The sequence below is a fragment of the Pantoea sp. B623 genome, assembly GCF_024814475.1.
Classification (GTDB): domain Bacteria; phylum Pseudomonadota; class Gammaproteobacteria; order Enterobacterales; family Enterobacteriaceae; genus Pantoea; species Pantoea ananatis.
Window position 1 is genome coordinate 1,066,008 of sequence record NZ_JANUXM010000004.1, and the last position, 24,297, is coordinate 1,090,304.

At 56.7% G+C, this 24,297-nt stretch carries 23 protein-coding genes and 1 riboswitch; of the genes, 11 read left to right on the plus strand and 12 right to left on the minus strand.

The window, feature by feature from the left end; all coding sequences use genetic code 11:
- Position 1: 1 nt before the first annotated feature.
- The gene (gene moaA / locus NXS97_RS06860) at positions 2-991 is read right to left on the minus strand and encodes a GTP 3',8-cyclase MoaA (protein ID WP_165971849.1); all 990 of its coding nucleotides are present in this window, start codon (positions 989-991) and stop codon (positions 2-4) included.
- A riboswitch (molybdenum cofactor riboswitch) is annotated at positions 978-1,111 on the minus strand. It overlaps the preceding gene by 14 nt.
- Positions 1,112-1,311: 200 nt before the next feature.
- On the opposite strand from moaA, the gene yvcK reads away from it, so the two are divergent.
- The gene (gene yvcK / locus NXS97_RS06865; protein ID WP_014593223.1) at positions 1,312-2,217 is read left to right on the plus strand and encodes a uridine diphosphate-N-acetylglucosamine-binding protein YvcK; all 906 of its coding nucleotides are present in this window, start codon (positions 1,312-1,314) and stop codon (positions 2,215-2,217) included.
- Between the two features lies 1 nt (position 2,218).
- On the opposite strand, the gene uvrB is transcribed toward yvcK, so the two are convergent.
- Positions 2,219-4,240 carry an excinuclease ABC subunit UvrB gene (gene uvrB / locus NXS97_RS06870; RefSeq protein WP_013025107.1) on the minus strand — a complete coding sequence of 674 codons (2,022 nt, stop codon included), beginning with the start codon at positions 4,238-4,240 and terminating at the stop codon, positions 2,219-2,221.
- Between the two features lie 876 nt (positions 4,241-5,116).
- Between uvrB and NXS97_RS06875 the strand changes: the two genes are divergently transcribed.
- On the plus strand, positions 5,117-5,839 hold the full coding sequence (locus tag NXS97_RS06875; RefSeq protein WP_116219782.1) for an ABC transporter ATP-binding protein: 723 nt from the start codon (positions 5,117-5,119) through the stop codon (positions 5,837-5,839).
- Here NXS97_RS06875 and bioD read toward each other — a convergent pair.
- From bioD to bioB, 4 genes are read right to left on the minus strand one after another with little or no spacing between them, the layout of a single operon-like run.
- On the minus strand, positions 5,825-6,514 hold the full coding sequence (gene bioD, locus NXS97_RS06880) for a dethiobiotin synthase (protein ID WP_014593221.1): 690 nt from the start codon (positions 6,512-6,514) through the stop codon (positions 5,825-5,827). The two genes, NXS97_RS06875 and bioD, sit on opposite strands and share 15 nt — an antisense overlap.
- Entirely contained in the window at positions 6,508-7,263 is a 756-nt protein-coding gene (bioC, locus tag NXS97_RS06885) for a malonyl-ACP O-methyltransferase BioC (protein ID WP_014606273.1), read from the minus strand. Before bioC ends, bioD begins: the two co-directional genes overlap by 7 nt.
- Entirely contained in the window at positions 7,247-8,398 is a 1,152-nt protein-coding gene (gene bioF, locus NXS97_RS06890) for an 8-amino-7-oxononanoate synthase (protein ID WP_013025103.1), read from the minus strand. The genes bioC and bioF overlap by 17 nt, the downstream gene beginning before the upstream one ends.
- Entirely contained in the window at positions 8,398-9,429 is a 1,032-nt protein-coding gene (gene bioB, locus NXS97_RS06895; protein ID WP_013025102.1) for a biotin synthase BioB, read from the minus strand. The genes bioF and bioB overlap by 1 nt, the downstream gene beginning before the upstream one ends.
- A gap of 85 nt (positions 9,430-9,514) precedes the next feature.
- Between bioB and bioA the strand changes: the two genes are divergently transcribed.
- On the plus strand, positions 9,515-10,807 hold the full coding sequence (gene bioA, locus NXS97_RS06900; RefSeq protein WP_015700720.1) for an adenosylmethionine--8-amino-7-oxononanoate transaminase: 1,293 nt from the start codon (positions 9,515-9,517) through the stop codon (positions 10,805-10,807).
- 74 nt (positions 10,808-10,881) lie between these two features.
- Positions 10,882-11,358 carry a kinase inhibitor gene (locus NXS97_RS06905; RefSeq protein ID WP_015700721.1) on the plus strand — a complete coding sequence of 159 codons (477 nt, stop codon included), beginning with the start codon at positions 10,882-10,884 and terminating at the stop codon, positions 11,356-11,358.
- A 61-nt stretch (positions 11,359-11,419) separates the two neighbouring features.
- Here the strand turns inward: NXS97_RS06905 and pgl are convergent, their stop codons facing one another.
- Positions 11,420-12,421 (minus strand): 6-phosphogluconolactonase, encoded by a 1,002-nt coding sequence (pgl, locus tag NXS97_RS06910; RefSeq protein WP_116197465.1) that lies wholly within the window; start codon positions 12,419-12,421, stop codon positions 11,420-11,422.
- 155 nt (positions 12,422-12,576) lie between these two features.
- Between pgl and NXS97_RS06915 the strand changes: the two genes are divergently transcribed.
- Complete coding sequence (locus NXS97_RS06915; RefSeq protein ID WP_022623676.1) at positions 12,577-13,395, plus strand: pyridoxal phosphatase; 819 nt, start codon at positions 12,577-12,579, stop codon at positions 13,393-13,395.
- A 34-nt stretch (positions 13,396-13,429) separates the two neighbouring features.
- Here NXS97_RS06915 and modC read toward each other — a convergent pair whose 3' ends face one another.
- From modC to NXS97_RS06935, 4 genes are all read right to left on the minus strand, one after another.
- Entirely contained in the window at positions 13,430-14,488 is a 1,059-nt protein-coding gene (modC, locus tag NXS97_RS06920; protein ID WP_116219553.1) for a molybdenum ABC transporter ATP-binding protein ModC, read from the minus strand.
- The gene (modB, locus tag NXS97_RS06925; protein WP_015700722.1) at positions 14,482-15,177 is read right to left on the minus strand and encodes a molybdate ABC transporter permease subunit; all 696 of its coding nucleotides are present in this window, start codon (positions 15,175-15,177) and stop codon (positions 14,482-14,484) included. The genes modC and modB overlap by 7 nt, the downstream gene beginning before the upstream one ends.
- A complete protein-coding gene (modA, locus tag NXS97_RS06930) occupies positions 15,174-15,947 on the minus strand; it encodes a molybdate ABC transporter substrate-binding protein (protein WP_015700723.1) in 774 nt (257 codons plus the stop codon). The genes modB and modA overlap by 4 nt, the downstream gene beginning before the upstream one ends.
- 135 nt (positions 15,948-16,082) lie before the next feature.
- Positions 16,083-16,238, minus strand: a complete 156-nt coding sequence (locus NXS97_RS06935) for an AcrZ family multidrug efflux pump-associated protein (protein WP_014606279.1) — start codon at positions 16,236-16,238, stop codon at positions 16,083-16,085.
- A gap of 142 nt (positions 16,239-16,380) precedes the next feature.
- Between NXS97_RS06935 and modE the strand changes: the two genes are divergently transcribed.
- The 6 genes from modE (at position 16,381) to gpmA (ending at position 23,053) form a co-directional block, all read left to right on the plus strand.
- Complete coding sequence (modE, locus tag NXS97_RS06940; RefSeq protein WP_013025093.1) at positions 16,381-17,163, plus strand: molybdenum-dependent transcriptional regulator; 783 nt, start codon at positions 16,381-16,383, stop codon at positions 17,161-17,163.
- 75 nt (positions 17,164-17,238) lie between these two features.
- Entirely contained in the window at positions 17,239-18,711 is a 1,473-nt protein-coding gene (modF, locus tag NXS97_RS06945; protein ID WP_078828556.1) for a molybdate ABC transporter ATP-binding protein ModF, read from the plus strand.
- A 220-nt stretch (positions 18,712-18,931) separates the two neighbouring features.
- Entirely contained in the window at positions 18,932-19,978 is a 1,047-nt protein-coding gene (gene galT, locus NXS97_RS06950; protein WP_019106140.1) for a galactose-1-phosphate uridylyltransferase, read from the plus strand.
- Positions 19,975-21,123 carry a galactokinase gene (gene galK, locus NXS97_RS06955; RefSeq protein WP_019106139.1) on the plus strand — a complete coding sequence of 383 codons (1,149 nt, stop codon included), beginning with the start codon at positions 19,975-19,977 and terminating at the stop codon, positions 21,121-21,123. Before galT ends, galK begins: the two co-directional genes overlap by 4 nt.
- A complete protein-coding gene (galM, locus tag NXS97_RS06960) occupies positions 21,117-22,151 on the plus strand; it encodes a galactose-1-epimerase (protein WP_022623682.1) in 1,035 nt (344 codons plus the stop codon). The genes galK and galM overlap by 7 nt, the downstream gene beginning before the upstream one ends.
- A 149-nt stretch (positions 22,152-22,300) precedes the next feature.
- Entirely contained in the window at positions 22,301-23,053 is a 753-nt protein-coding gene (gene gpmA, locus NXS97_RS06965; protein ID WP_013025088.1) for a 2,3-diphosphoglycerate-dependent phosphoglycerate mutase, read from the plus strand.
- A gap of 58 nt (positions 23,054-23,111) precedes the next feature.
- Here gpmA and aroG read toward each other — a convergent pair whose 3' ends face one another.
- Positions 23,112-24,164, minus strand: coding sequence for a 3-deoxy-7-phosphoheptulonate synthase AroG (gene aroG / locus NXS97_RS06970; protein ID WP_014606285.1), 1,053 nt, complete (start codon positions 24,162-24,164; stop codon positions 23,112-23,114).
- Positions 24,165-24,297: the final 133 nt, after the last annotated feature.

A 24,297-nucleotide genomic window follows, 5' to 3' on the forward strand; every position in this document is an offset into this window, starting at 1 on the left:
ATTAACCGCCAATGTAAGAAAGATTCTGTGTGATACCGGTATTGCCCTGCAACAGGAAATGCGTCTGTTTCTTCTGGCCCAGGCTGCTGGCAATGCGCGCCTGCAATTCATCTTGCTGATCGTCGGACGCCAGTAAATCACGCAGCGGAATGCCGCCATCGCCAAACAGACACAGGTGCAGGTTACCCTGAGCGGAAACCCGCAGGCGGTTACAGCTGGCGCAAAAATCTTTGGAATACGGCATGATCAGCCCGATTTCACCCACGTAATCCGGATGATAAAACACCTGCGCCGGGCCATCGCTGCGACCGCTGATACGGCGCTGCCAGCCCTGCGCGAGAAGTCGATCGCGGATCACCTCGCCCGACACGTGCTGCTCGCGAAACAGCGCACCGCCCTCACCGGTTTCCATCAGCTCAATAAAACGCAGTTGAATGGGGCGCGTACGGATCCAGTCAAGAAAGGTCGTGAGATTATGGCTGTTGACGTCGCGCATCAGCACGCTGTTCACTTTGACCTGGCTGAAGCCGGCCTCAAAGGCCGCATCAATCCCGGCCATCACCTGGTGGAATTTATCCTGACCGGTTATGGCATGAAACTGGCGTGCATCAAGGCTGTCCACGCTGACGTTCAGGGCGGTGAGTCCGGCATCGCGCCACTGCTTAACGTCACGCGCCAGCCGGTAACCATTGGTGGTGACGGCGATATGGCGGATAGCCGCGTTTTCTCTGACCGCCGCAATGATGTCGGTAAAATCGCGACGTAATGAAGGTTCACCGCCGGTCAGGCGCACTTTCTCCGTGCCCGCCGCCGCGAAGGCGCGCGTGACCCGACGAATTTCATCCAGCGAGAGAAAACTTTTATTGCGGATACCGTTTGGCTGATAGCCATCGGGCAGGCAATAGGTACAACGGAAGTTGCATACATCCGTGACCGACAGGCGCAAATAGTAAAATTTGCGCGCAAATGCATCAGTAAATTGTGACACCAGAACACCTTTCCAATTCGGGAGATGCAGTCATTTCTTCCTGCACCCTGGCAGCGCGTAGGCTACGGCCTGAATCCCCTATCCACCGACGTAGGCATTCAGGCTTGAGTGTACGTTAACCGGCTGGTTAACGCGGTATACAGATGGTAGCGCGATTAGTAGTGATGCGCCATCCACGGCTTTTACTCTGTGTGCTTCATAACGTTAACTTTCACCGTATTTCGCTCACAGGATAAGTTAAAATACCCGGTAAGCATTGACGTAAATTACCCCCGTCTGCATCAACCGGGCCGCTGGCCGGCGCAGACGTGAAAAGGAGAAGTATGAATCGAACACTGGCGGACCTGGATCGCGTGGTGGCCTTAGGTGGCGGACACGGATTAGGACGCGTGATGTCGGCCCTGTCCCCTCTGGGTTCACGCCTCACAGGCATTGTGACCACGACAGACAACGGTGGCTCCACAGGCCGCATTCGTCGCGCAGAAGGTGGCATCGCCTGGGGCGACCTGCGTAACTGTATTAACCAGCTGATCACGGAGCCGAGCGTGGCCTCCGCCATGTTCGAATATCGCTTTACCGGCAACGGTGAACTGGCCGGACACAATCTGGGTAACCTGATACTGAAAGCGCTGGATCACCTTAGCGTGCGGCCGCTGGAAGTGGTCAACATCATCAGAAACCTGTTAAAAGTTGACGCCTTTTTAATCCCCATGTCAGAGCATCCGGTTGATTTAGTTGCAACCGATAGCGAGGGCAACGCGGTGTATGGGGAAACCGCTATCGACGCCATGCAACTTCCACCGCAGGAACTGATGCTGCATCCTGCCGTGCAGCCCACCCGCGAAGCGCTTGATGCCGTTGCAGAAGCCGATCTCATTCTGATTGGACCGGGCAGCTTTTACACCAGCCTGATGCCCATTCTGCTCATGAAAGAGATGGCGCAGGCATTACGCCGGACGCCCGCTAACATGGTGTTTATCGGCAACCTGGGCCGCGAGTTGAGTCCTGCGGCGGCAACGCTTACCGTGGCCGACAAACTGGCGATGATGGAGCACTACATTGGCAAGCGGGTGATCGACGCGATCGTAGTTGGCCCGTCCACGGACGTCAGCCGGGTGGAAAACCGCCTGATTATTCGTGAACCGCTGGAGGCCGCCGATATCAAGTACCGCCACGACCGCCAACTGCTGCGCGCCGCGCTGGAGCACGCCGTTCAGGGATTCAACTGAATCAGGACACCGCAATAAACAATGTGCGCAATTCCTGCAGCTGATCGCGCAGGCCCGCCGCCTGTTCGAACTCCAGGTTTTGCGCATGTTGCTGCATCTGCCCTTCCAGCTCGTGGATCTTTTTCTGCAACGCCTGGGGGGACAACGCCAGGTAATCGGCGTCTGCCTCAGCGGCATTGCGCTTAGCGGGCTTGGCTTTACCACGCGTTTTCACCACGTTATTGCCCAGTTCCAGAATATCGGTGATTTTCTTGTTCAGGCCCTGAGGCACGATGCCGTTTTCTTCGTTATGCCGCTGCTGCTTCTCACGGCGGCGTTCCGTTTCTTCAATCGCTCTGGCCATTGAAGGCGTGATCTTGTCGCCATACAGAATCGCTTTACCGTTAATATTACGTGCCGCACGACCAATGGTCTGAATCAGCGAACGCTCCGAACGCAGGAAGCCCTCTTTGTCCGCATCCAGAATGGCCACCAGCGATACTTCAGGCATGTCCAGCCCTTCTCGCAACAGGTTGATCCCAACCAGTACGTCAAATTTGCCCAGACGCAGGTCACGAATGATTTCCATCCTTTCCACCGTGTCGATATCCGAGTGCAGATAGCGCACCTTTTCACCGTGCTCTTCAAGGTACTCTGTCAGATCTTCCGCCATGCGTTTAGTCAGGACGGTCACCAGGACGCGCTCGTTGATCGTAACGCGCTGGCGGATCTCAGACAGTAAATCATCAACCTGCGTCGCCACGGGGCGGACCTCAAGAATCGGATCCAGCAGGCCGGTTGGACGCACCACCTGATCGATGACCTCGTCGCCGGATTTCTCCAGCTCATATTTGCCCGGCGTTGCCGACACATAGATCGTCTGAGGGGCCAGCGCTTCAAACTCTTCGAACTTCATCGGACGGTTATCAAGCGCCGAAGGCAGTCGAAAACCGTACTCTACCAACGTCTCTTTACGTGCACGGTCGCCACGGTACATGCCGCCAATTTGGGGAATCGTGACGTGGGACTCATCCACTACCAGCAGGCCATCTGCGGGGAGATAGTCAAACAGCGTAGGCGGCGCCTCTCCCGGCCCACGACCTGAAAGGTAACGCGAGTAGTTTTCGATGCCGGAGCAGTAGCCCAGCTCGCCCATCATCTCCAGATCAAACTGGGTGCGCTGAGTAATGCGCTGCTCTTCCAACAGTTTGTTGTTTTCCAGCAGGGTTTTACGCCGGTCGGCCAGCTCAACCTTGATGTCTTCCATGGCCTGCAGAATGCGCTCACGCGGCGTAACGTAGTGCGTTTTCGGATAGATGGTAAAACGCGGTACAACCGATTCAACCTGCCCGGTGAGCGGATCAAACAGGGACAGGCGCTCGACCTCTTCGTCAAATAACTCCACCCGCAGTGCCATATCATCGGACTCTGCCGGAAAAATATCGATGACCTCGCCACGCACCCGGAAGGTGCCGCGCTGAAACGCCTGGTCGTTGCGCGTGTACTGCAGCTCTGACAAGCGACGCAGAATGCTGCGCTGGTCGATGATCATACCGCGCGTCAGGTGCAGCATCATTTTCAGATAAAGATCGGGATCGCCCAGACCGTAAATGGCCGACACTGAGGCAACGACGATAACATCACGCCGCTCCAGTAATGCTTTAGTGGCGGAAAGACGCATCTGCTCGATGTGTTCGTTAACCGAGGCGTCTTTTTCGATAAAGGTGTCAGAGCTTGGGACATAGGCTTCAGGCTGGTAGTAATCGTAATAGGAGACAAAAAACTCCACCGCGTTGTCCGGGAAAAACTCCTTCATCTCACCATACAGCTGGGCCGCCAGCGTTTTGTTCGGTGCCAGCACCATGGTGGGCCGGTTAAGATCGGCGATCACGTTAGCCACGGTAAAGGTTTTACCCGATCCGGTAACGCCTAATAGCGTCTGGTGCGCCAGGCCATCTTCCAGTCCGGCTTCAAGACGACGGATCGCCTCTGGCTGATCGCCGGAAGGCTTGAAAGCGGAGTTCAGTTTAAAATCTTTACTCATGAATGCGGTTCCTGCAGATGAAAGACGGCGGGCAGCCCATTATTTTACTCTGCTATGGCGATTTTGCCAGAAAAAAATACTGGATATAATAACAGTATTGATGCACAGTAACGGCAACCACTTTACGCTTGACTCTTTGACATTATCGCGCGCGCTAACCGGATTCTGTTGCGCAAGGTTATCCCCAAGCCCGATATTGATTTAACATTTGTCAAGCATGTGTCATAAAATTGCAGTTTGATGAATCGGCCCCAATCCGGCAGGCTTGTTTTTTGCTAAGTCACTGAATTAATGTCGTTACTTTAAAAAGCCCAGATTCTCATCATCGGGTTACCAGGCCCCGTATTTCCTCGCTTCCAACCTGTTTTCATTACCTAATGCACAAGGTTATCCACAGGAATAGTGGATAACTAATGACAGCCCTTTGCACATCGGCTGTGTATAATTTTTTTCACTCTCCTTTGGGCGATAAAAAAATATTTTTTTTCGCTTATTTTCTGACGCTAACGGGTAGTGATTTAGCTATCAGCGCAATCCGTGCCTTGATCGGCGACAAGTGCGTCTCACTTTTCTTTTTTTCATTGCCCCATTAACGAGCAGGTGCACTTCCCGGCTTCATGAACCTGCACCAACGCTGTACCGCGTAAGCGTCCTGACATGGAATTGTTAACTTTTATTTATCTTTAAACAGGGTGATTTTCGCTGGTTAGCCCCGACTCCACTCGCCGTTGAGACTCTGGCCTGGTAATTGCATGCTCTCTCATCTGAGTGTTACAGGCAGTAGCCGCGTGAAATGCGCCGCTATCTCATTAGAGCGATTTACCAGAAATGAACGGCGAAAGCATTCAGGTTAATTATCTGGAAGGAGCGCGTCAGATGCTAAGTTTACGGTCGGTGAATCAGTTTTACGGTAAAAATCATATTCTCTGGAATGTGGATCTTGATCTGCCTCCCGGCACCTGCACCGGCATACTGGGACGCCCCGGTATGGGAAAAACCACGCTGGTGAACTGCATTATGGGCAAGCTACCGATTAACAGCGGGACGATCAGCTGGCAGCAGGATGGCTCGCCGCCGGAAGACCTGCTCTCGCAGCCTGCTGAGCTGCGGGCCCGACAGGGGATCGGGTTTGTTCCGCAGGGGCGCCACATTTTTACTCAGATGAGCGTTGAGGATAATTTACTCATTGCCCTACTGGCAGGCGCACAGGCGAATGACGGTTATCGGGCGATCCCGGAAATGATCTTTGATCTGTTACCCGCGCTCTATTCGCTGCGTCAGCAGCGCAGCGGCGACCTGCCGGTCTATCAGCAGCAGCAGTTGGCTCTGGCCTGTGCGCTGGTGCTGCAGCCCCGCCTGTTGATTCTGGATGAGCCGGCCGACGGCATGGCGCCCTGGCTGGAAGAAGAGATGGGGAATCTGATTCGTCGCCTTAATCGTGACTACGGCCTGACGATTCTGCTGCTTGAACAGCGCGTCTCGCTGATTCGCCGCGTGGCTGACAACTTTCTCCTGCTGCATCGCGGGCGCAATGTGGCACAGGGCAACGTCGCCCAGCTGGATGACGCGACCCTGGAGAAGTGGTTAACGGTGGCCTGATCGATCCGGCAGCGTCAGATAATGTCCACAGTTTGCCTGCTGGTCTTCCTGGGTTAGCCAGGGGATCACGCCCAGGCAAGGTGCAGGAAGCCGCTGCGTTAAGGCCGCCAGGTAGGCCTGATAACGCTGGCCGGGTGGCTGTACCGTATTGGCGATCCAGCCCGCCAGGTGCAGGCCGCGTGCGCGAATCGCATCGGCAGTCAGCATGGCATGATTGATACATCCCAGCTTGACGCCCACTACCAAAATGACCGGTAGCTGCTCCTCCTCAACCCAGTCTGCATAGGTTTGCGTCTCAGAAAGCGGCGTGTACCAGCCGCCCGCACCTTCCACCAAAATCCATTCTGCCAGCGGCTCAAGTTCCCGCAGCCCCGCCGACAGCGTGGCAAACTCAATCGGTCTGCCCTCATCCGCGCTGGCGATATGAGGTGAAGTCGGCTCCATAAACGCCAGTGGATTGACCTGTTCGTAGCGCAGCGGGACGTTGCTGTAACGCTGTAAGGTCAGCGCATCACTGTTGCGCACGCCTGCTGCGGTGAGCTCGCAGCCTGAGGCCACAGGTTTATAGCCCGCACTGCGGTAGCCTGCGGCGGTGGCAGCCTGCAGCAGCGCCGCACTGGCAACCGTTTTACCGACTTCGGTGTCGGTGCCGGTAACAAACCAGCGATTCAACATTGTGTCACTCCAAACATAAGATGGTAACTGAGGCGGAAACCCTGCTCATCCCGCGGCCAGTGGGCTTCGAGCTGAGCAAGACGCTGGCGCGTTAATACGCAGCCAGACCGTCCGGTATGCAGATGCGTTGCCCCGATGCCCTTCAGGGAGCGCATTGCACTCAGCGCATCGGGAAAATGCAGGGTAAGGGTTTGCGCATGGCAGCGCAGACGCTGTGTTTCACAGGCGGCAGCAATCTCCTGCGCAGGCAAAAAGCGGTTCGCATGGAGACGGCCATCCACCTGTGACCAGGCCTGATGCACTTCGTGCAGGGAGCCCGCGCTCAGGGTGGAAAACAGCAGGCAGCCGCCGGGCCTGAGTACCCGGTTAAACTGCATCAGCGCCGCCTGAAGATTCTCGCTCCACTGCACCACCAGATTGCTCCATACGAGGTCAACAGACTGGTCTGCCAGTGGCAGAGCATCAATATCGCCAGCCAGATAGTGATGCGCGGCCCCGTTTTGCCGGGCCTGTTGCAGCATCTGCGGGGAGAGATCCAGCGCCGTGACCTCTTTACCCCGATCGCGCCATATCCGGCTGTACCAGCCGGTTCCGCATCCGGCATCCAGCAGTTGCAAACCGCTGTGCGCTGGCACCTGCGCCAGTAGCGCGTCCCCGCTCAGCCGCTGGAGTTCAGCATAGTGATCATACTGAGATGCGGCGCGGCCAAATGCCCGTGCAACCGCGCCTTTATCAACCTGCAGCGTCATACAGCGCCTCCAGCAGGGCATCAATATCCTCTGGCTCATGGACGGCGGTAAGCGTGATACGCAGACGGGCCGTGCCCGGCGGCACGGTCGGCGGACGGATCGCACTGACCCAGCAGCCCGCCCTGGCCAGGCGCGCAGACAGCGCCAGCGCCTCGCCGTTATCCCCGACGATTAATGGCTGAATGGCGCTGGATGACGCCATAAGTTGCCAGGGCAACGAGGCCGCGCCGTGCCGGAAATGGGCGATATTACGCGCGAGACGTTGGCGGCGATCATCACCCGCCTGCACCTGTTTCAGCGACGCTAACAGCGCACTGGCCTGGGCTGGCGGCATCGCCGTGGAGTAAATCAGGTGACGGGAAAATTGCACAAAGTAATCGGCGGTCGCCTCATCACACAACAGCGCGGCCCCGCTTACGCCAAAGGCTTTGCCAAAGGTCACCACCAGCAGGTCGGGTTTCATGCCCTGTGCCCAACAGCTGCCACGTCCCTGCTCGCCCGTCACCCCTATGCCGTGCGCATCATCGACCAGCAAACAGGCACCGGCATGTTTCGCCCGGTCGGCGATCGCCTGAAGGGGCGCGCTGTCGCCGTCCATACTGAAAACCCCTTCGGTCACCACCAGCGTTTGCCCTTCGCAGGGCGCATCCAGGCGCTTAGCCAGACTGAGAGGATCGTTATGGGTAAAGCGACGCAGCTGAGCAGGGCTTTGGCTGGCGGCCTCCAGCAGCGAAGCATGCGTCAGTTTGTCGGCCAGAATGCGGTCATTTTTCTCTGCCAGCAGGTGAATCACCGCCTGATTCGCCGCAAAGCCGGAAATAAACAGCAGCGCGCGCGAATAGCCCAGCCAGTCTGCAAGCTGTGCTTCCAGCTCGGCATGTAAACGATGAAAACCGGTTACATGGCCCGATGCACCCGCACCGGCACCGGCCTCGTCCACGCCTTGTTGCCAGCCCGCCATGACGGCGGGATGCTGGCTCAGCCCAAGATAATCGTTACTGGAGAAATGGCGAAAGGTCTGACCGGCATGGCGGATCAGGCGCGTCTGATTCTCTTCTATCACGCGCCGTTCGCGCCAGCCATCTTCAGCACGGCGCTGTATCAGCGCCTGCTGGATGCGTTGCTGCCAGCTCATTACAGCGCCGCGTTATAGAATGTTTCTGTATCGGCATGAAGCAGTTGCTCACTTAACTGCTGCTGCTGGGCATTGTCGCCGTTTGCGGTCTGCGTATGCTCAGGATTCAGCCCCAGCTTACGGAACAGCAACATATCTTTGTCTTCTTCCGGGTTCGGCGTCGTCAGCAGCTTGCAACCGTAAAAAATGGAGTTTGCCCCGGCCATAAAGCACATCGCCTGGGTTTGCTCGTTCATCTGCTCACGGCCTGCGGACAGGCGAACATGCGAGGTGGGCATCATGATGCGCGCCACGGCGATGGTGCGGATAAAGTCGAAAGGTTCAACGTCATCATTGTCTGCCAGCGGCGTGCCTTTCACCTTCACCAGCATGTTGATGGGCACACTTTCAGGCGGCGTCGGCAGGTTAGCCAGCTGTACCAGCAGTCCGGCACGGTCGTTTACGGTTTCACCCAGGCCCACAATCCCGCCCGAACAGACCTTGATGCCGGCATCACGCACTTTCCCCAGCGTATCCAGTCGTTCCTGATAGCTGCGCGTGGTGATGATATTGCCGTAAAACTCCGGTGAAGTGTCCAGATTGTGGTTGTAGAAATCCAGTCCGGCACTGCCTAAACGCTGCGCCTGACTGTCGCTCAACGTGCCAAGCGTCATGCAGGTTTCCATGCCCATCGCTTTGACGCCTTCGACCATTTTTTCCAGGTAGGGCATATCGCGATCGCTGGGGTTTTTCCATGCCGCCCCCATGCAGAAGCGGCTGGAGCCTGCGGCTTTGGCTTTCTGCGCGGAACGCAGTACCTCATCCACTTCCATCAGTCGCTCAGATTCCAGGCCCGTCTTGTAGCGGGCGCTTTGCGGGCAATATTTGCAGTCTTCCGGGCAGGCACCGGTTTTAATCGACAGCAGTGTGCTGACCTGCACCTGACGTGGATCGAAGTGCTGGCGGTGCACCTGTTGCGCTTCAAACATCAGTTCAAGAAATGGCCGATCAAACAGCGCCTGGGCCTGAGCCAGAGTCCAACGTTGTGACATTACTTACTCCAAAAAAGGTGTCATCCCGACAGTTAACGTGGTTATACTTGTAAACTAAATCTTTTTATTTTGGTTTACAACTCCGATGTTTACTTCTCAGGACGCTGAATTTGATCGCCAGCATATCTGGCATCCCTACACCTCAATGCAGCAGCCGCTGCCCTGCTATCCGGTTGTTGCGGCACAGGATTATCATCTGCAGCTGGCAGATGGTCGTACCCTGGTGGACGGAATGTCGTCCTGGTGGGCGGCGATACATGGCTATAACCATCCGCGCCTGAATCGCGCCCTGCAACAGCAGATGGGGCAGATGTCCCACGTGATGTTTGGCGGCATTACCCATCCTGCCGCGGTGGCGTTGTGTCGTCAGCTGGTCTCGATGACGCCAGACGCGCTGGAATGTGTATTTCTGGCCGATTCCGGCTCGGTCGCCGTTGAAGTCGCGATGAAAATGGCGCTGCAATACTGGCTTGGGCGAGGCGAGACGCGTCAGCAATTTTTGACGCTCAAACGCGGTTATCACGGCGATACCTTTGCCGCGATGTCGGTATGCGATCCGGATAATTCCATGCACAGCCTGTGGCGCGGCTACCTGCCGGAACACCATTTCGCCGCGGCGCCGCAGTGCGGTTTTGATGACGAGTGGGATGCGCGTGATGCAGAGGATTTTATCCGGCTGATCCAGCAGCATCGGGGGCAGCTGGCCGCGGTGATTCTGGAACCCATCGTTCAGGGTGCCGGGGGAATGCGTTTTTACCATCCGCGCTATTTGCAGTGTGTACGCGAAGCCTGTGATCGCTACGGCATTCTGCTGATCGCCGATGAGATCGCAACCGGCTTTGGCCGCACCGGTACGCTGTTCGCCTGCGAACATGCGGCGATTTCACCGGACATCATGTGCGTAGGCAAAGCCCTGACCGGCGGCACGATGAGCCTCGCCGCTACCCTCACCACCCGTGACGTGGCCGATACCATCAGCCTCAGTCCGGCGGGCTGCTTTATGCACGGCCCCACCTTTATGGGCAATCCGCTGGCGTGCGCGGTGGCGTCAGAAAGCCTGGCAATGGTGCAGGAAGGTGACTGGCGTCAGCAGGTTGCGACGATCGAGCGTCAGCTGCGTGGCGCGCTGCTGCCCCTGCGTCACGCGCCCGCGGTGGCTGACGTGCGCGTGCTGGGAGCCATTGGCGTGGTGGAAACGCATCAACCGGTCAATATGGCGGCGCTGCAACAGTTCTTTGTCAGTCAGGGCGTCTGGATTCGCCCTTTTGGCCGCCTGATTTATCTGATGCCGCCTTATATCATCTCCCCTGAGGCGCTGGATAAGCTGGTCAATGCGATTGGGGCGGCGCTGGAGCAGCCCGCTCACTTTCTTTCTTAATGTTGCAACGGCTGGACGTAAACCGGCTTTTGGTTAAGATGAAAAGGCAGTGACCATTAACGCAAGGAGATGTAATGCGAGTTTACAGCCAGGATTTACACGACGGCGACAAGATGCCGGAGAAACACGTTTTTAACGGAATGGGTTATCAGGGCGATAATCTTTCCCCTCACCTTGCCTGGGAAGATTCGCCAGAAGGCACCAAAAGTTTTGTCATCACCTGCTTCGATCCGGATGCGCCTACCGGCTCAGGCTGGTGGCACTGGGTGGTGGCGAATATTCCGGCCGATACCACATCGCTGCCTCAGGGTGCCGGTTCGGGTAAAGCCGCACTGCCCGCTGGGGCGCTACAAACACGCACGGATTTCGGTCAGGCCGGATACGGCGGCGCAGCACCGCCTGCCGGTGAAACCCATCGTTATATTTTCAGCGTTCATGCGCTGGATGTGGACAAAATCGACGTCGATGAGGGTGCCAGCGGCGCCATGGTCGGGTTTAACGTGCATTTTCACGTGCTAGCCAGCGCATCGCTGACCGTTCATTACGTCTGATCGCCGCATAAAAATGCCGCTTCCGGCCTGTCGAACGATTCCGGAAGCGGCAATTTGCAGGTTATCCTGCCAGCTGATGTACCACTACCCACATCGGACCCTGTCCAACGGCGTAACGGCCCACCGGCTTCAGTAAGCCCTGTGGCTCAGTGATATTGTAGACTTCAATGTGGTGTGACTTCTGCCCCGCCGCCACCAGGAACTGGCCCGCGTGATCGATATTGAATCCGCGCGGCTGCGTTTCGGTCGGCTGAAACCCTTCGACTGTCAGCACGGCACCGTCTTCGCTGACGCTAAATACCGTTAAGGTGCTGCTGGTGCGATCGCAGGCGTACAGGAAACGTCCGTCTGGCGTCAGATGAATATCGGCAGCCCAGCGGGTACCGGTAAAATCAGGCGGCATCATATCCAGCGTCTGTACCGACTCAACCTTGTCCTGCGCATTTTTCAGCGCCCAGACCTCGACCGTGCTGTTCAGCTCATTGACGCTGTAGGCGTACTGTCCGTTGGCATGAAACGCCATGTGGCGAGGCCCGGCGCCTTCCGACGTGGTAACCTGCTCCTGCGAATGCGGGGTTAACTGACCGTCTGCGCCAAGGGTAAACAGGCAAATGCGATCCTGCTTCAGGGCAGGCACGTACAGCGTCCGATCGGCATTGTCGATATTGGCGGAGTGGCATCCCGCCAGGCCGTTAATGACCTGGCTCGGTGCCTGTGGCACGCCGTCATCCCCTATTGGGCTGATACTGACGCACGCATCGTTGTAAGAGCCGCAAAACAGGAAACGGCCGGCATGATCGGTGGAAATATGGGTCGGGCTGCCCGGCAGAGGCGCCTGTCCGGCTTCGGTCAAGGTGCCGTCTGAGGCGATGCGAAACGCCAGTACACGGAAGTCGGGGCGCACGCCTACATACAAGAAATCTTTTTTTGGACTCACCACCATAGGCTGAACCTGACCGGCGACGTCCGTAACCTGCAGGAGCGTCAAGGTGCCATCTTCATTCAACTGCCAGACATGGATTTGTTGACTCTCGGGACTGGCGGTGTAGACAACCTGCTTCATGTATTCTCCTTTTTCGCTGACTCATGTTGTTCTGAGGGTCACTGTAGCGCGTTTTTTTCTGTCTCGCTGGAATGATTTGTGCCCTGATTTTTGTTTCTGTACCACGGTCAGGTGTAGACTTACTGTTCTGCTAACCCATCCCGATGAGAGGATTAATGAGCTATCGTGTAATCGCCCTCGACCTTGACGGCACGCTGTTAACCCCGACGAAAACCATTCTGCCCCAATCCGTGGAAGCGATTACTCAAGCGCGTCAGGCTGGCGTCAAGGTGATTATCGTGACCGGCCGTCATCACTGCGCTATCCATCCTTTCTACCAGACGTTAGCCCTGGATACGCCTGCAATCTGCTGTAATGGTACCTATTTATATGACTATCCGGCCCAAAAAGTGCTGGCCGCTGACCCGCTGGACGTCGGCAGCGCGGTGCGCGTCATTGAGATGCTGGATGAACATCAGATTCACGGCCTGCTGTATGTAGACGATGCAATGCTGTATCAAACGCCAACCGGCCATGTGATTCGCACACTGAAGTGGAGTGAGTCGCTTCCGCCGCACCAGCGTCCTGTGTTTAAGCAGGTGGACAGCCTGGCGCAGGCGGCCAGAGAGGCCGGGTCGATCTGGAAGTTTGCCCTGTCTCATGAGAACACCACCGAACTGCAGCAGTTTGCGCAGCGCGCGGAAACCGAACTCGGGCTGGCCTGTGAATGGTCATGGCACGATCAGGTCGATGTCGCCCGCGGCGGCAACAGCAAAGGCAAGCGCCTGGCGCAGTGGGTAGAATCCGTGGGGCTGAGCCTGCAGGACGTCATTGCCTTTGGTGACAACTATAACGACCTGAGCATGCTGGAAACGGTGGGGCTGGGCGTGGCAATGGGAAATGCGGATGACGTGATTAAATCCCGGGCAAAAATGGTCACTGGCACCAACCTGGAAACCAGTATCGCCGACACGCTTTACCAGTACGTCCTGTAATCCTGCCCAACCCGGCAAGGCACGCCTGCCGGGTTCAGGCCGTCACCGACACGCTTTTAATCTGGGCATACAGCCACTGTGACGGCCGGATATTGAGCTCGTCGCGCCCCCAGGGCGAGATGCGCGCCCACAGTTCGCTTACGCCAATGCGCAACCTGACCTCAACCTGATCGCCCACCTCAATGAGTTCGACGACCTGCGCAGGCAGGATATTGCGGATAGAGCTGTGCTGAGCCGGTTGCAGCGTCAGGGAGACGTCCGCCGAGGCAATACGGATCCGCAATGCCGATTTAACGGGCAAATTCACCCGACTGACCCAAATATGTTGATCGCCCAGAGACAGCGCCGACATAGGATAATCAGGATGGTGCTCCAGCACCTGCACACGCAGCACGCTGGTCAGATCGCTGGCGGGCAGCCATGGCCGCATTGCGCTGCTGCTCCAGACGCGCTCCAGCGGGCCAAAGGCTTTAACCTTACCCTGATCCAGCACCAGCACGTTATCCGCCAGCTGCAGAATCTCTTCCAGGCTATGGGAGACGTACAACACGGGAATATCAACCTGCTTCGCCAGCCTCTGCAGGTAAGGCATCAGCTCACGCTTGCGCGGTAAATCCAGCGACGCCAGCGGCTCATCCATTAACAGAATATCGGGTGCACTGAGCAGGGCGCGGCCAATAGCAACACGCTGCTTTTCTCCGCCCGACAGCGACAGCGGAAAACGATCCAGCAGCGGCTCAAGGCCCAGTAACGCCACCAGCGAATCAAACTGGCCCTTCATGCTGGCCGAGAGGCCGTAACGTAAATTCCCCCGAACCCGGTAGTGCGGAAACAGCCGTGCGTCCTGGAAAACGTAGCCGATGCGGCGCTTTTCCGGCGGCAAGGCGATCTGCTGATCGGCATCAAACAGTATTCGCTCATTCAGCTGAATGCGTCCGCGCTGAGGTTGGGTTAAGCCGCCAATGGCGTTAATCAGTGAGGTTTTGCCCGCGCCCGACACGCCGAATATCGCGGTGATACCGCTGGCGGGGATCGTCACATCAACCTCAAGCTGATGCTCGCCCAGGCGTTGAGCCATGTTCAGCGTCAGCATGAAGCCCCCATCCGTTTACGCCCCCACTGCGCCAGCCATTCAGACGCCAGTAAGGAAGCCAGTGCCAGAACGATCGCGATAACGCACAGACGTGCGGCGGCCCCTTCCGCCCCGGGCGTTTCAATCAACGTATACATCGCCAGAGGAATGGTGCGGGTTTCGCCGGGAATGTTGGAAACGAAGGTAATAGTGGCACCGAACTCGCCAAGGGAACGGGCAAAGGCCAGTACGGTGCCGACAATAATACCGGGCAGCGTTAACGGCAGCGTAATGGTAAAAAAGACCCGCCAGCGTCCGGCACCTAAGGTGCGCGCAGCCTGCTCCAGCCGGCTATCCACCGCCTCCAGCGCCAGACGAATGGCCCGCACCATCAGGGGAAAGGCAATCACCGCAGAGGCCAGCGCCGCGCCGCGCCAGCTAAAGGCGAAGCTGAAGCCAAACCATTCATACAGTTTTTCACCGATGATGCCGCGCCGACCCAGGCCAATCAGCAACAGGTAACCCACCACCACCGGCGGCAGCACCAGGGGTAAGTGGATCACACTGTCGAGGATGGCTTTGCCGGGGAAGCGGCAACGTACCAGCACCCATGCCATCAGGATACCGAATGGCAGACTGCACAGTACGGCAATGCCTGACACCTGCAGGCTGAGCAGGACCGCCTGCCATTCAACATCACTGAGTATCATTTTTTAGGCGAGAATCCGTATTGTTTGAACACTGCGGCCGCTTCAGGCCCTTTCAGGTAGTTATAGAAAGCCTTAACGGCAGCGTTGTCGCGATCGTTAACGATTGCGACAGGATATTCGACCGGCTTGTGGCTGTCTTCCGGAAAGGTGCCCACCACCTGAACTTTTTTACTGGCTACAGCATCTGAGCCGTACACAATGCCATAAGGCGTTTCATTACGTTCCACCAGCGCCAGGGCGGCGCGCACATTACTGGCACGCGCCAGCGCCGGGGAAACAGAAGACCAGGCACCCAGCTTTTGCAGCGCTTCTTTAGCATAGATGCCCGCCGGCACGTGATCGGGATCGCCCACGGCCAGACGTTCGCCCTTCAACAGGCTTTTCCAGTTGGTTTGATCGTTGATCGTCACCGGTTTGGCGCTGTCGCTGCGCGGTGCAATCAGCACCAGGTCATTGCCCAACAACGTATAGCGGGTGCTGTCGATCATGCTTTTTTTAGCAACGGCATCGTCCATCCACTGTTGGTCGGCTGAGATAAACAGATCGGCAGGTGCGCCCTGCTCAATCTGACGCGCCAGTACCGAGGACGACGCAAAGGATGAGACAACGTCAGTGCCGTGCGTTTTTTTGTACTGTGCTGCAATCTCTTCCAGCGCGTTAGTGAGTGACGCCGCCGCAAACACAGTGACCTTATCAGCCGCCAGCGCCTGGCCTGCCAGTGAAACGCTCATTACCAGCGCAATGCTCAGACGACAAAAAGGTAAACGCATGATTTTTCTCCAGTGATCGTTATATATTGAATAATACAACGCATTATCTGACAGCGGCGTCAAATTAGCAAAAAAGTAAAAAGAGGCGTTCAGGGCGAGGACAACGTCCGCACTGAGGCGGACGTTGTGTGGGGATTAGTTCTGTGAGCGGGCGTTGTTGTTGTCGCGGCGACCCGTTTTAGAGATGAGGTTAAACACTTCACCCAGGCCGTAGATCAGGCCTAACATAATCGCCATTACCACAGGTACCATGATCACTGCCACGGCGAGGCTTTTGATGAGTTCCAGCATGAAGAGTCCCACTTTGCGTGTAAAAAAAGAGATTGTAACGGCTTAGTAAAACTTTGCGCAGACCTTTTCGTGCTTTTACTTTGAGGCTGAAAGCTCGTTATCATCTGCCTGATTACGCGATTCATTCTTTGCAGGAGCCACCATGCAAGCCGAACTCACCCTTCACATCCGCCTGCAGCAAAAGCTGTTTGCCGATCCACGCCGCATTGAACTGTTAAAGCGCGTGCAGCAAACCGGTTCGATTAGCCAGGGCGCGAAGCTGGCGGGCATCAGTTACAAAAGCGCCTGGGATGCCATCAACGAGATGAACCAGCTGGCTGAACAGGAAATGGTGACGCGGGCAACCGGTGGCAAAGGCGGCGGTGGCGCGCAGTTAACCCGCTATGGCGAACGTCTGGTACAGCTGTTCGGCCTGATGGAAAAGATTCAACAGCACGCCTTTGATGCTCTGCAACAGGACTCGCTGCCGCTGGACAGCCTGCTGGCCGCTATCGCCCGCTCTTCATTGCAAACCAGCGCACGTAATCAACTGTTCGGCACCGTGGTGGATAACGACGCGCAGCATATCCAGCAGCACCTGACCATTCTGCTCTCGGATGGCGTAACCCGGCTCAACGTCGCCCTGACCGCGCGCAGCGCAGAACGCCTGCATCTCAAGGCAGGCAAAGAGGTGCTGGTTCTGATTAAAGCCCCGTGGATCAGCCTTCATACTGATGCAACCGGGGCGGATAATCAGCTGGCCGCCACCATAAGCGCTATCGAAACCGGTGAGCAGGTCAGTGAAGTCCTGATGCGCCTGCCGGGCGGTGAAACGCTGTGTGCCACGCTGGAAAACGCGGAAATTGCGCGTCGGCAGTGGCAACCGGGTCACGCCGTGATCGCCAGCTTTAGCGCCAGCCACGCCATCGTCGCCGCTTTGCGTTGATTTATCATTCGGGTTTGACTTCGTTCGAAGCAGTGGCTACAACAACGGTTAACGCTGCAAAAAATGGAACGAATCATGGCTTCATTGCATATTTCGCAAGGCATATTTCATCTTAATGATGCGCGAGTGTTGTCGCTGACCGATGTACACCTTCAGCCCGGCGAGCGCTGGGCATTTGTCGGTGCCAACGGCAGTGGTAAATCCTCACTGGCGCGCGCCCTCTCGGGGGAACTGGCACCGCTGTCAGGTCAGGTAACCTGTGATTTTCAACGTCCCAGCCGCCTGTCGCTGGAGCAGTTGCAGAAGCTGGTCGCCGATGAGTGGCAACGGAATAACACCGACCTGCTGAGCGAAGGTGAGGATGATACCGGCCGCACAACGGCTGAAATCATTCAGGATGAGGTTAAAGACAGGGTGCGCTGCGAGCAGCTGGCCACGCAGTTTGGTATCACCGGCCTGCTTAACCGCCGTTTTAAATACCTCTCTACCGGTGAAACGCGCAAAACATTACTGTGCCAGGCGCTGATGAAGCAGCCCGACCTGCTGATTCTGGATGAGCCTTTCGACGGCCTGGATGTCGAATCGCGCGCGAATCTGACCGCCACGCTGCACCAGTTGCCGCAGGCGGATTTTACCCTGGTGCTGGTGCTGAACCGCTTCGATGATATTCCGGACTACGTTGACCAGGTTGGCGTACTGGCAGAATGCAGCCTGACGCATGTCGGACCCCGTGAGGAAATTCTGGCGCAGGCGCTGGTGGCCCAGCTGGCGCGCAGTGAGCAACTGGCTGGCATGGCGCTGCCGGAAGCCGACGTCCCGGATGCGCTACCGCCACTGGCAGATGACGCGCCGCGAGTGCTTCTGCGTAACGGCATCGTATCCTATAACGACCAGCGTATTATCGACGGCCTCGACTGGCAGGTTAATACCGGGGAGCACTGGCATATTCTCGGGCCAAACGGCGCGGGAAAATCGACGTTACTCAGCCTGGTCACGGGCGACCATCCCCAGGGCTACAGCAACGATTTAACCCTGTTTGGCCGGCGCCGTGGCAGCGGCGAGACCATCTGGGATATCAAACAGCATATTGGCTATGTCAGCAGCAGCCTGCATCTTGATTACCGCGTAAGCGTCAACGTCCGGACCGTGATCCTGTCCGGCTTTTTTGACTCGATTGGTCTTTATCAGGCCGTCTCCGATCGCCAAATGGCGCTGGCGCGTCAGTGGCTGGCGCTGCTGGGCATGGATAGCAGAATGGGGGATATGCCCTTTCACGGTTTATCCTGGGGCCAGCAACGGCTGGTGTTGATCGCCCGGGCGCTGGTTAAGCATCCTACGCTGTTGATACTGGATGAACCCTTGCAGGGGCTTGATCCACTCAACCGCCAGCTGGTAAGACGTTTCATCGATATTTTGATTGGTGAAGGCCGTACTCAACTCCTGTTCGTTTCACATCATGCTGAGGACGCGCCCCAGTGTATTACCCACCGTCTGCATTTTGTGGCCCAGCCTGACGGCGGCTATCGCTACCAACAGGACAGGATTTGAGTGCCCTGACGCCGTGTCAGCGGCGTTGTTTACCACCAGATGTAAACGCTACCATTTAAACCTGTTTTTTAGCGATGCGATGTGCGGATTCGCCTTTAAATAAGAATATTCAGCTTGTGTAAACGATACCACTTATCCAGACTGGATCACGTTTTTGACTCACCCGATGTGCTATTTTTTCTTGATGACTTTTTAATTTTGACGCTTACCAGGATGCAACATGGAAAAATTTAACCCGGCCGATCATCCTCATCGCCGTTACAATCCCCTGACCGATCAGTGGATTTTGGTTTCTCCTCATCGTGCCAAACGTCCCTGGCAGGGGGCTCAGGAAACGCCCGCAGTGAATACGCTGCCGTCACACGATCCTGACTGTTTCCTGTGCGCAGGCAACACGCGCATCACGGGCGATGTGAATCCTGATTATCAAGGCACCTACGTTTTTACGAATGATTTTGCCGCGTTGATGACGGATACGCCCGACGCGCCTGAAAGTGATGACATGTTGATGCGTTGCGAAAGCGCGCGCGGTACCAGCCGCGTGATCTGCTTTTCGCCCGACCACAGTAAAACCCTGCCCGAAATGTCACTGAGCGCGTTACAGGACGTCGTCCGCACCTGGCAAGAACAGACAGCTGAACTGGGTCAGCACTATCCCTGGGTGCAGGTCTTTGAGAACAAGGGCGCCGCGATGGGCTGCTCTAATCCCCATCCTCATGGACAAGTCTGGGCCAACAGCTTTCTGCCTAATGAAGCCCAGCGCGAAGACGATCTGCAGCGCCGCTACTTTGCCCAAAAGGGTTCGCCGATGCTGGTGGATTACCTTGCGCGTGAACAGCAGGATGGCAGCCGCACCGTTGTTGAAACCGAACACTGGCTGGCCGTGGTGCCCTGGTGGGCGGCGTGGCCGTTTGAAACCCTGCTGCTGCCAAAAACCCATGTTAAGCGCCTGACCGATTTGACCGATGCGCAGCGTGACGATCTCGCTTGTGCCATCAAGCGCCTGACCAGCCGTTACGACAACCTGTTTCAGTGCTCTTTCCCCTACTCCATGGGCTGGCACGGCGCGCCGTTCAACGGTGACGACAATGAACACTGGCAGCTGCACGCCCACTTTTATCCGCCGCTGCTGCGTTCCGCAACGGTGCGCAAATTTATGGTCGGCTACGAGATGCTGGCTGAAACCCAACGCGATTTAACCGCAGAACAGGCAGCCGAACGCCTGCGTTCCGTGAGCGATATTCATTTCCGTGAGGCACAACAATGAGCTTAAAAACCATCACGCAGCAGGTGTTTACTGAGACCTTTGGCTATGCGCCTACCCACGCGATTCAGGCCCCAGGCCGCGTTAATTTGATTGGCGAACATACCGATTACAACGACGGTTTCGTGCTGCCTTGCGCTATTGATTATCAAACGGTTATCGCCTGTGCAAAACGCGACGATCGGCAGGTACGCGTGGTTGCCGTGGATTACGATCAGGCGCAGGACATCTTTTCACTGGATGCCCCGATTACCAGCGTAAAAGAACCCATGTGGGCGAACTATGTGCGCGGCGTCGTCAAGCACCTTCAGCAACGCGCACCGGATTTTGGCGGCGTCGATATGGTGATTAGCGGCAACGTGCCTCAGGGCGCGGGCCTTAGCTCTTCCGCCTCGCTGGAAGTGGCGGTCGGAACGGTTTTCCAGCAGCTGTTTAACCTGGCACTGGACGGCGCCGCCATCGCGGTCAACGGTCAGGAAGCAGAAAACCAGTTCGTGGGCTGTAACTGCGGCATTATGGATCAGCTGATTTCCGCGCTGGGCCAGAAAGATCATGCCATGCTGCTGGACTGCCGGACGCTGGGCACGACACCGGTTTCGATGCCGGACGATATTGCCGTGGTCATCATCAATTCCAACTTCCGTCGCAGCCTGGTGGGAAGCGAATACAACGTTCGCCGTGAGCAGTGTGAAACCGGCGCACGCTTCTTTAACAAAAAGGCGCTGCGGGATGTCGACCTGGCCGAGTTCAACGCGGCTGAGTCTCAGTTAGATCCGCAGGTTGCCAAACGCGTACGTCACGTCATCACTGAAAACGCCCGTACGCTGGAGGCCGCCGAGGCGCTGTCACGCGGCGATTTAGCCCGCATGGGCGAACTGATGGCGGAATCTCACGCCTCAATGCGTGATGACTTCGAAATTACCGTGCCGCCGGTGGATACCCTGGTCGAGATTGTAAAAGCCGAGATCGGCGATCGTGGCGGTGTTCGCATGACCGGCGGTGGCTTCGGTGGCTGTATTGTCGCTCTGATGCCGCTTGATCTGGTGGATCGGGTTCAGGCCGCCGTCGCCAGCCAGTATGAAGCCAAAACGGGCATCAAGGAGACCTTCTACGTGTGCAAAGCATCAGAAGGAGCGGGCCAATGCTAAACGATGTGAACTCCCATGCGCCGGACGGTCAGCCGTGGCGCATCACCGTATTACGTAATGCCAATGGCATGATTGCCACCTTTATGGACTGGGGCGCAACCTGGCTGTCGGCGCGGGTCCCACTGCAGGACGGTCACGTGCGTGAAGCCCTGCTGGGCTGTGCAACCCCTTCCGACTATCTGCATCAGGATGCCTATCTGGGTGCCACGGTAGGCCGTTATGCGAACCGTATTGCCGGCGCGAAACTGAATAAAATCAGCCGCCCGTTGAGCGCCAATCAGGGCGAACATCAGTTACACGGCGGCCCAGAAGGGTTTGATAAACGCCGCTGGCAAATTGTCAGTCAGTCAGAAACGGAAGTGCATTATCGTCTTGATTCGCCCGATGGCGATCAGGGCTACCCGGGCAACCTTATTGCTGATTTACGCTATGTGCTGGATGACGATAACTGCCTGTCCATTCACTATCAGGCGCAGTGCGACCAGCCCTGCCCGGTCGGTCTCACCAACCATGCTTACTTTAATCTTGATGCGCATCATGGTGATGCGCGCCAGCATCGGTTACAACTGCACGCCGATCGTTACCTGCCCGTGGATAGCGAGGGGATTCCCAACGGCCCACTGAAGGCAGTGGACGGCACCAGCTTCGATTTCCGTCAGGCCAAACGCATTGAGCAGGATTTTCTTGCCGATGACGATCAGAAGGCAGTTAAAGGCTATGACCATGCTTACCTGCTGAACAGTGCAGGCGATAGCAGCCAGCCTGCCGCTGAACTCTGGTCAGAGGACGGCAAGCTCCAGTTGAGCGTGACCACGTCAGCGCCCGCGTTACAGTTCTACAGCGGTAACTATCTGGCCGGCACGCGCGCCCGGGAGCAGGAAAGCTATACTGCTTTTCAGGGGATCGCGCTGGAGAGTGAATTTTTACCGGATTCGCCTAATCATCCCGAGTGGCCACAGGATGATTGCTGGCTGCAGCCGGGAGATCGTTGGGAATCCGTCACGCGCTATCGCTTTACACCACGCTGAGCCACCGTGTGAAAAACGCGCAGTGCGTCACAGACAGACTTACGCAGTGCGCCGTTTTCCGCTATGGTAGAACGCAATTGGTCAGCCAACGGGCTGGCGACAGCAGGTTTCCATTATCTCAGAAACTTCAAGTATTAAGGAGTTAAGCTATGGCTGTAACTAAGCTGGTTCTGGTGCGACACGGCGAAAGCCAGTGGAACAACGAAAACCGCTTCACCGGATGGTATGATGTAGACCTTTCTGACAAGGGCCGTACCGAAGCTAAAGCAGCCGGACAGCTGCTGAAGAAAGAAGGTTTCGTGTTTGATTTCGCCTACACCTCTGTGCTGAAACGCGCCATTCACACCCTGTGGAATGTGCTGGATGAGCTGGATCAGGCCTGGCTGCCCGTTGAGAAATCCTGGCGTCTGAACGAACGTCACTATGGCGCGCTGCAGGGCCTGGACAAAGCTGAAACCGCCGCAAAATACGGCGACGAGCAGGTTAAACAGTGGCGTCGTGGCTTCGCGGTGACTCCGCCAGAGCTGGACCGCAGCGATGAGCGTTTTCCTGGACACGACCCGCGTTATGCTTCGCTGAAGCCTGAGCAGCTGCCCACCACCGAAAGCCTGGCGCTGACCATCGAACGCGTGATCCCTTACTGGAACGAATCCATTCTGCCACGTATCAAAAGTGGTGAGAAAGTGATCGTGGCGGCCCACGGTAACTCACTGCGTGCGCTGGTGAAATACCTGGACAACATGAGCGAAGAAGAGATTCTTGAACTGAATATCCCGACCGGCGTTCCGCTGGTGTACGAGTTCGATGAAAACTTCAAACCGATCAAACATTACTACCTGGGTGATGCTGACGAGATCGCAGCGAAAGCCGCGGCCGTTGCCAATCAGGGTAAAGCGAAGTAATTTTGCTTCCGTGCAAAAAGGGCCAGACAATGTCTGGCCCTTTTTTATTGCGCCCTGCTTACCTGCGACGCTTTATAACCGCATCGGCCAGCTGACGCAGCACCTTTTCGGTATCGGCCCAGCCAATACAGGCATCCGTGACGCTCTTGCCGTAAACCAGCGGCTCGCCGCTTTCCAGGCTCTGATTCCCTTCAACCAGATGGCTTTCAATCATCACGCCGATAATACCGCGCTCACCGTTGATCATCTGCTGTGCCACATCGTCCGCCACCTGCATCTGCTTCTGAAACTGCTTGCTGCTGTTAGCATGGCTGAAGTCGATCATTACCTGCTGAGGCAACCCGGCTTTTTCCAGACCGGCTTTCACCGCGCTGACATGACTGGCGCTGTAGTTCGGCTCTTTACCGCCGCGCAGGATGATATGGCAGTCGCCGTTACCGCGGGTTTCCACAATCGCGGAGTGACCGTATTTGGTCACTGACAGGAAACAGTGCGGTGAACCGGCTGCGTTGATGGCATCAATCGCCACTTTAATGGTGCCGTCCGTACCGTTTTTAAACCCTACCGGGCAGGAAAGGCCGGAAGCCAGCTCGCGGTGAACCTGTGACTCGGTGGTACGGGCACCGATGGCCCCCCAGCTCATCAAATCCGCCACGTACTGCGGCGTAATCATATCCAGGAATTCGCCAGCGGCAGGCAGGCCGGAATCGTTGATCTCCAGCAGCAGCTTACGCGCGAGGCGCAGGCCGTCGTTTAGCTGAAAGGAGCCATCCATGTAAGGGTCGTTGATCAGCCCTTTCCAGCCAACGGTGGTACGCGGTTTTTCAAAATAAACGCGCATGACCACTTCCAGCTCGCCTTTAAGCTGCTCACGCAGGGTTAACAGGCGCGCCGCGTACTCTTGTGCGGCTTCCGTATCGTGAATTGAGCAGGGCCCAATGACCACCAGCAGGCGATCGTCCTGGCCGGTCAGAATCTGGTGAATGGCCTGGCGAGCCTGAGACACGGTCTGCGCTGCACGTTCGGTGGCAGGAAATTTTTCCAGTAAGGCTACGGGGGGCAGGAGCTCTTTGATCTCTTTGATGCGTAAGTCATCGTTCTGGTAATTCATACTCATTCCATATAATTTCTGGCCCGGCGCCCGCCGGACACAACCCAGCCAATGTAGCCCGAAGCGCACAGGGTGTAAATTCCTGATGAGCGCATAATGTATGCGTGAAATTTGCATAAATGGGTTATGCGTC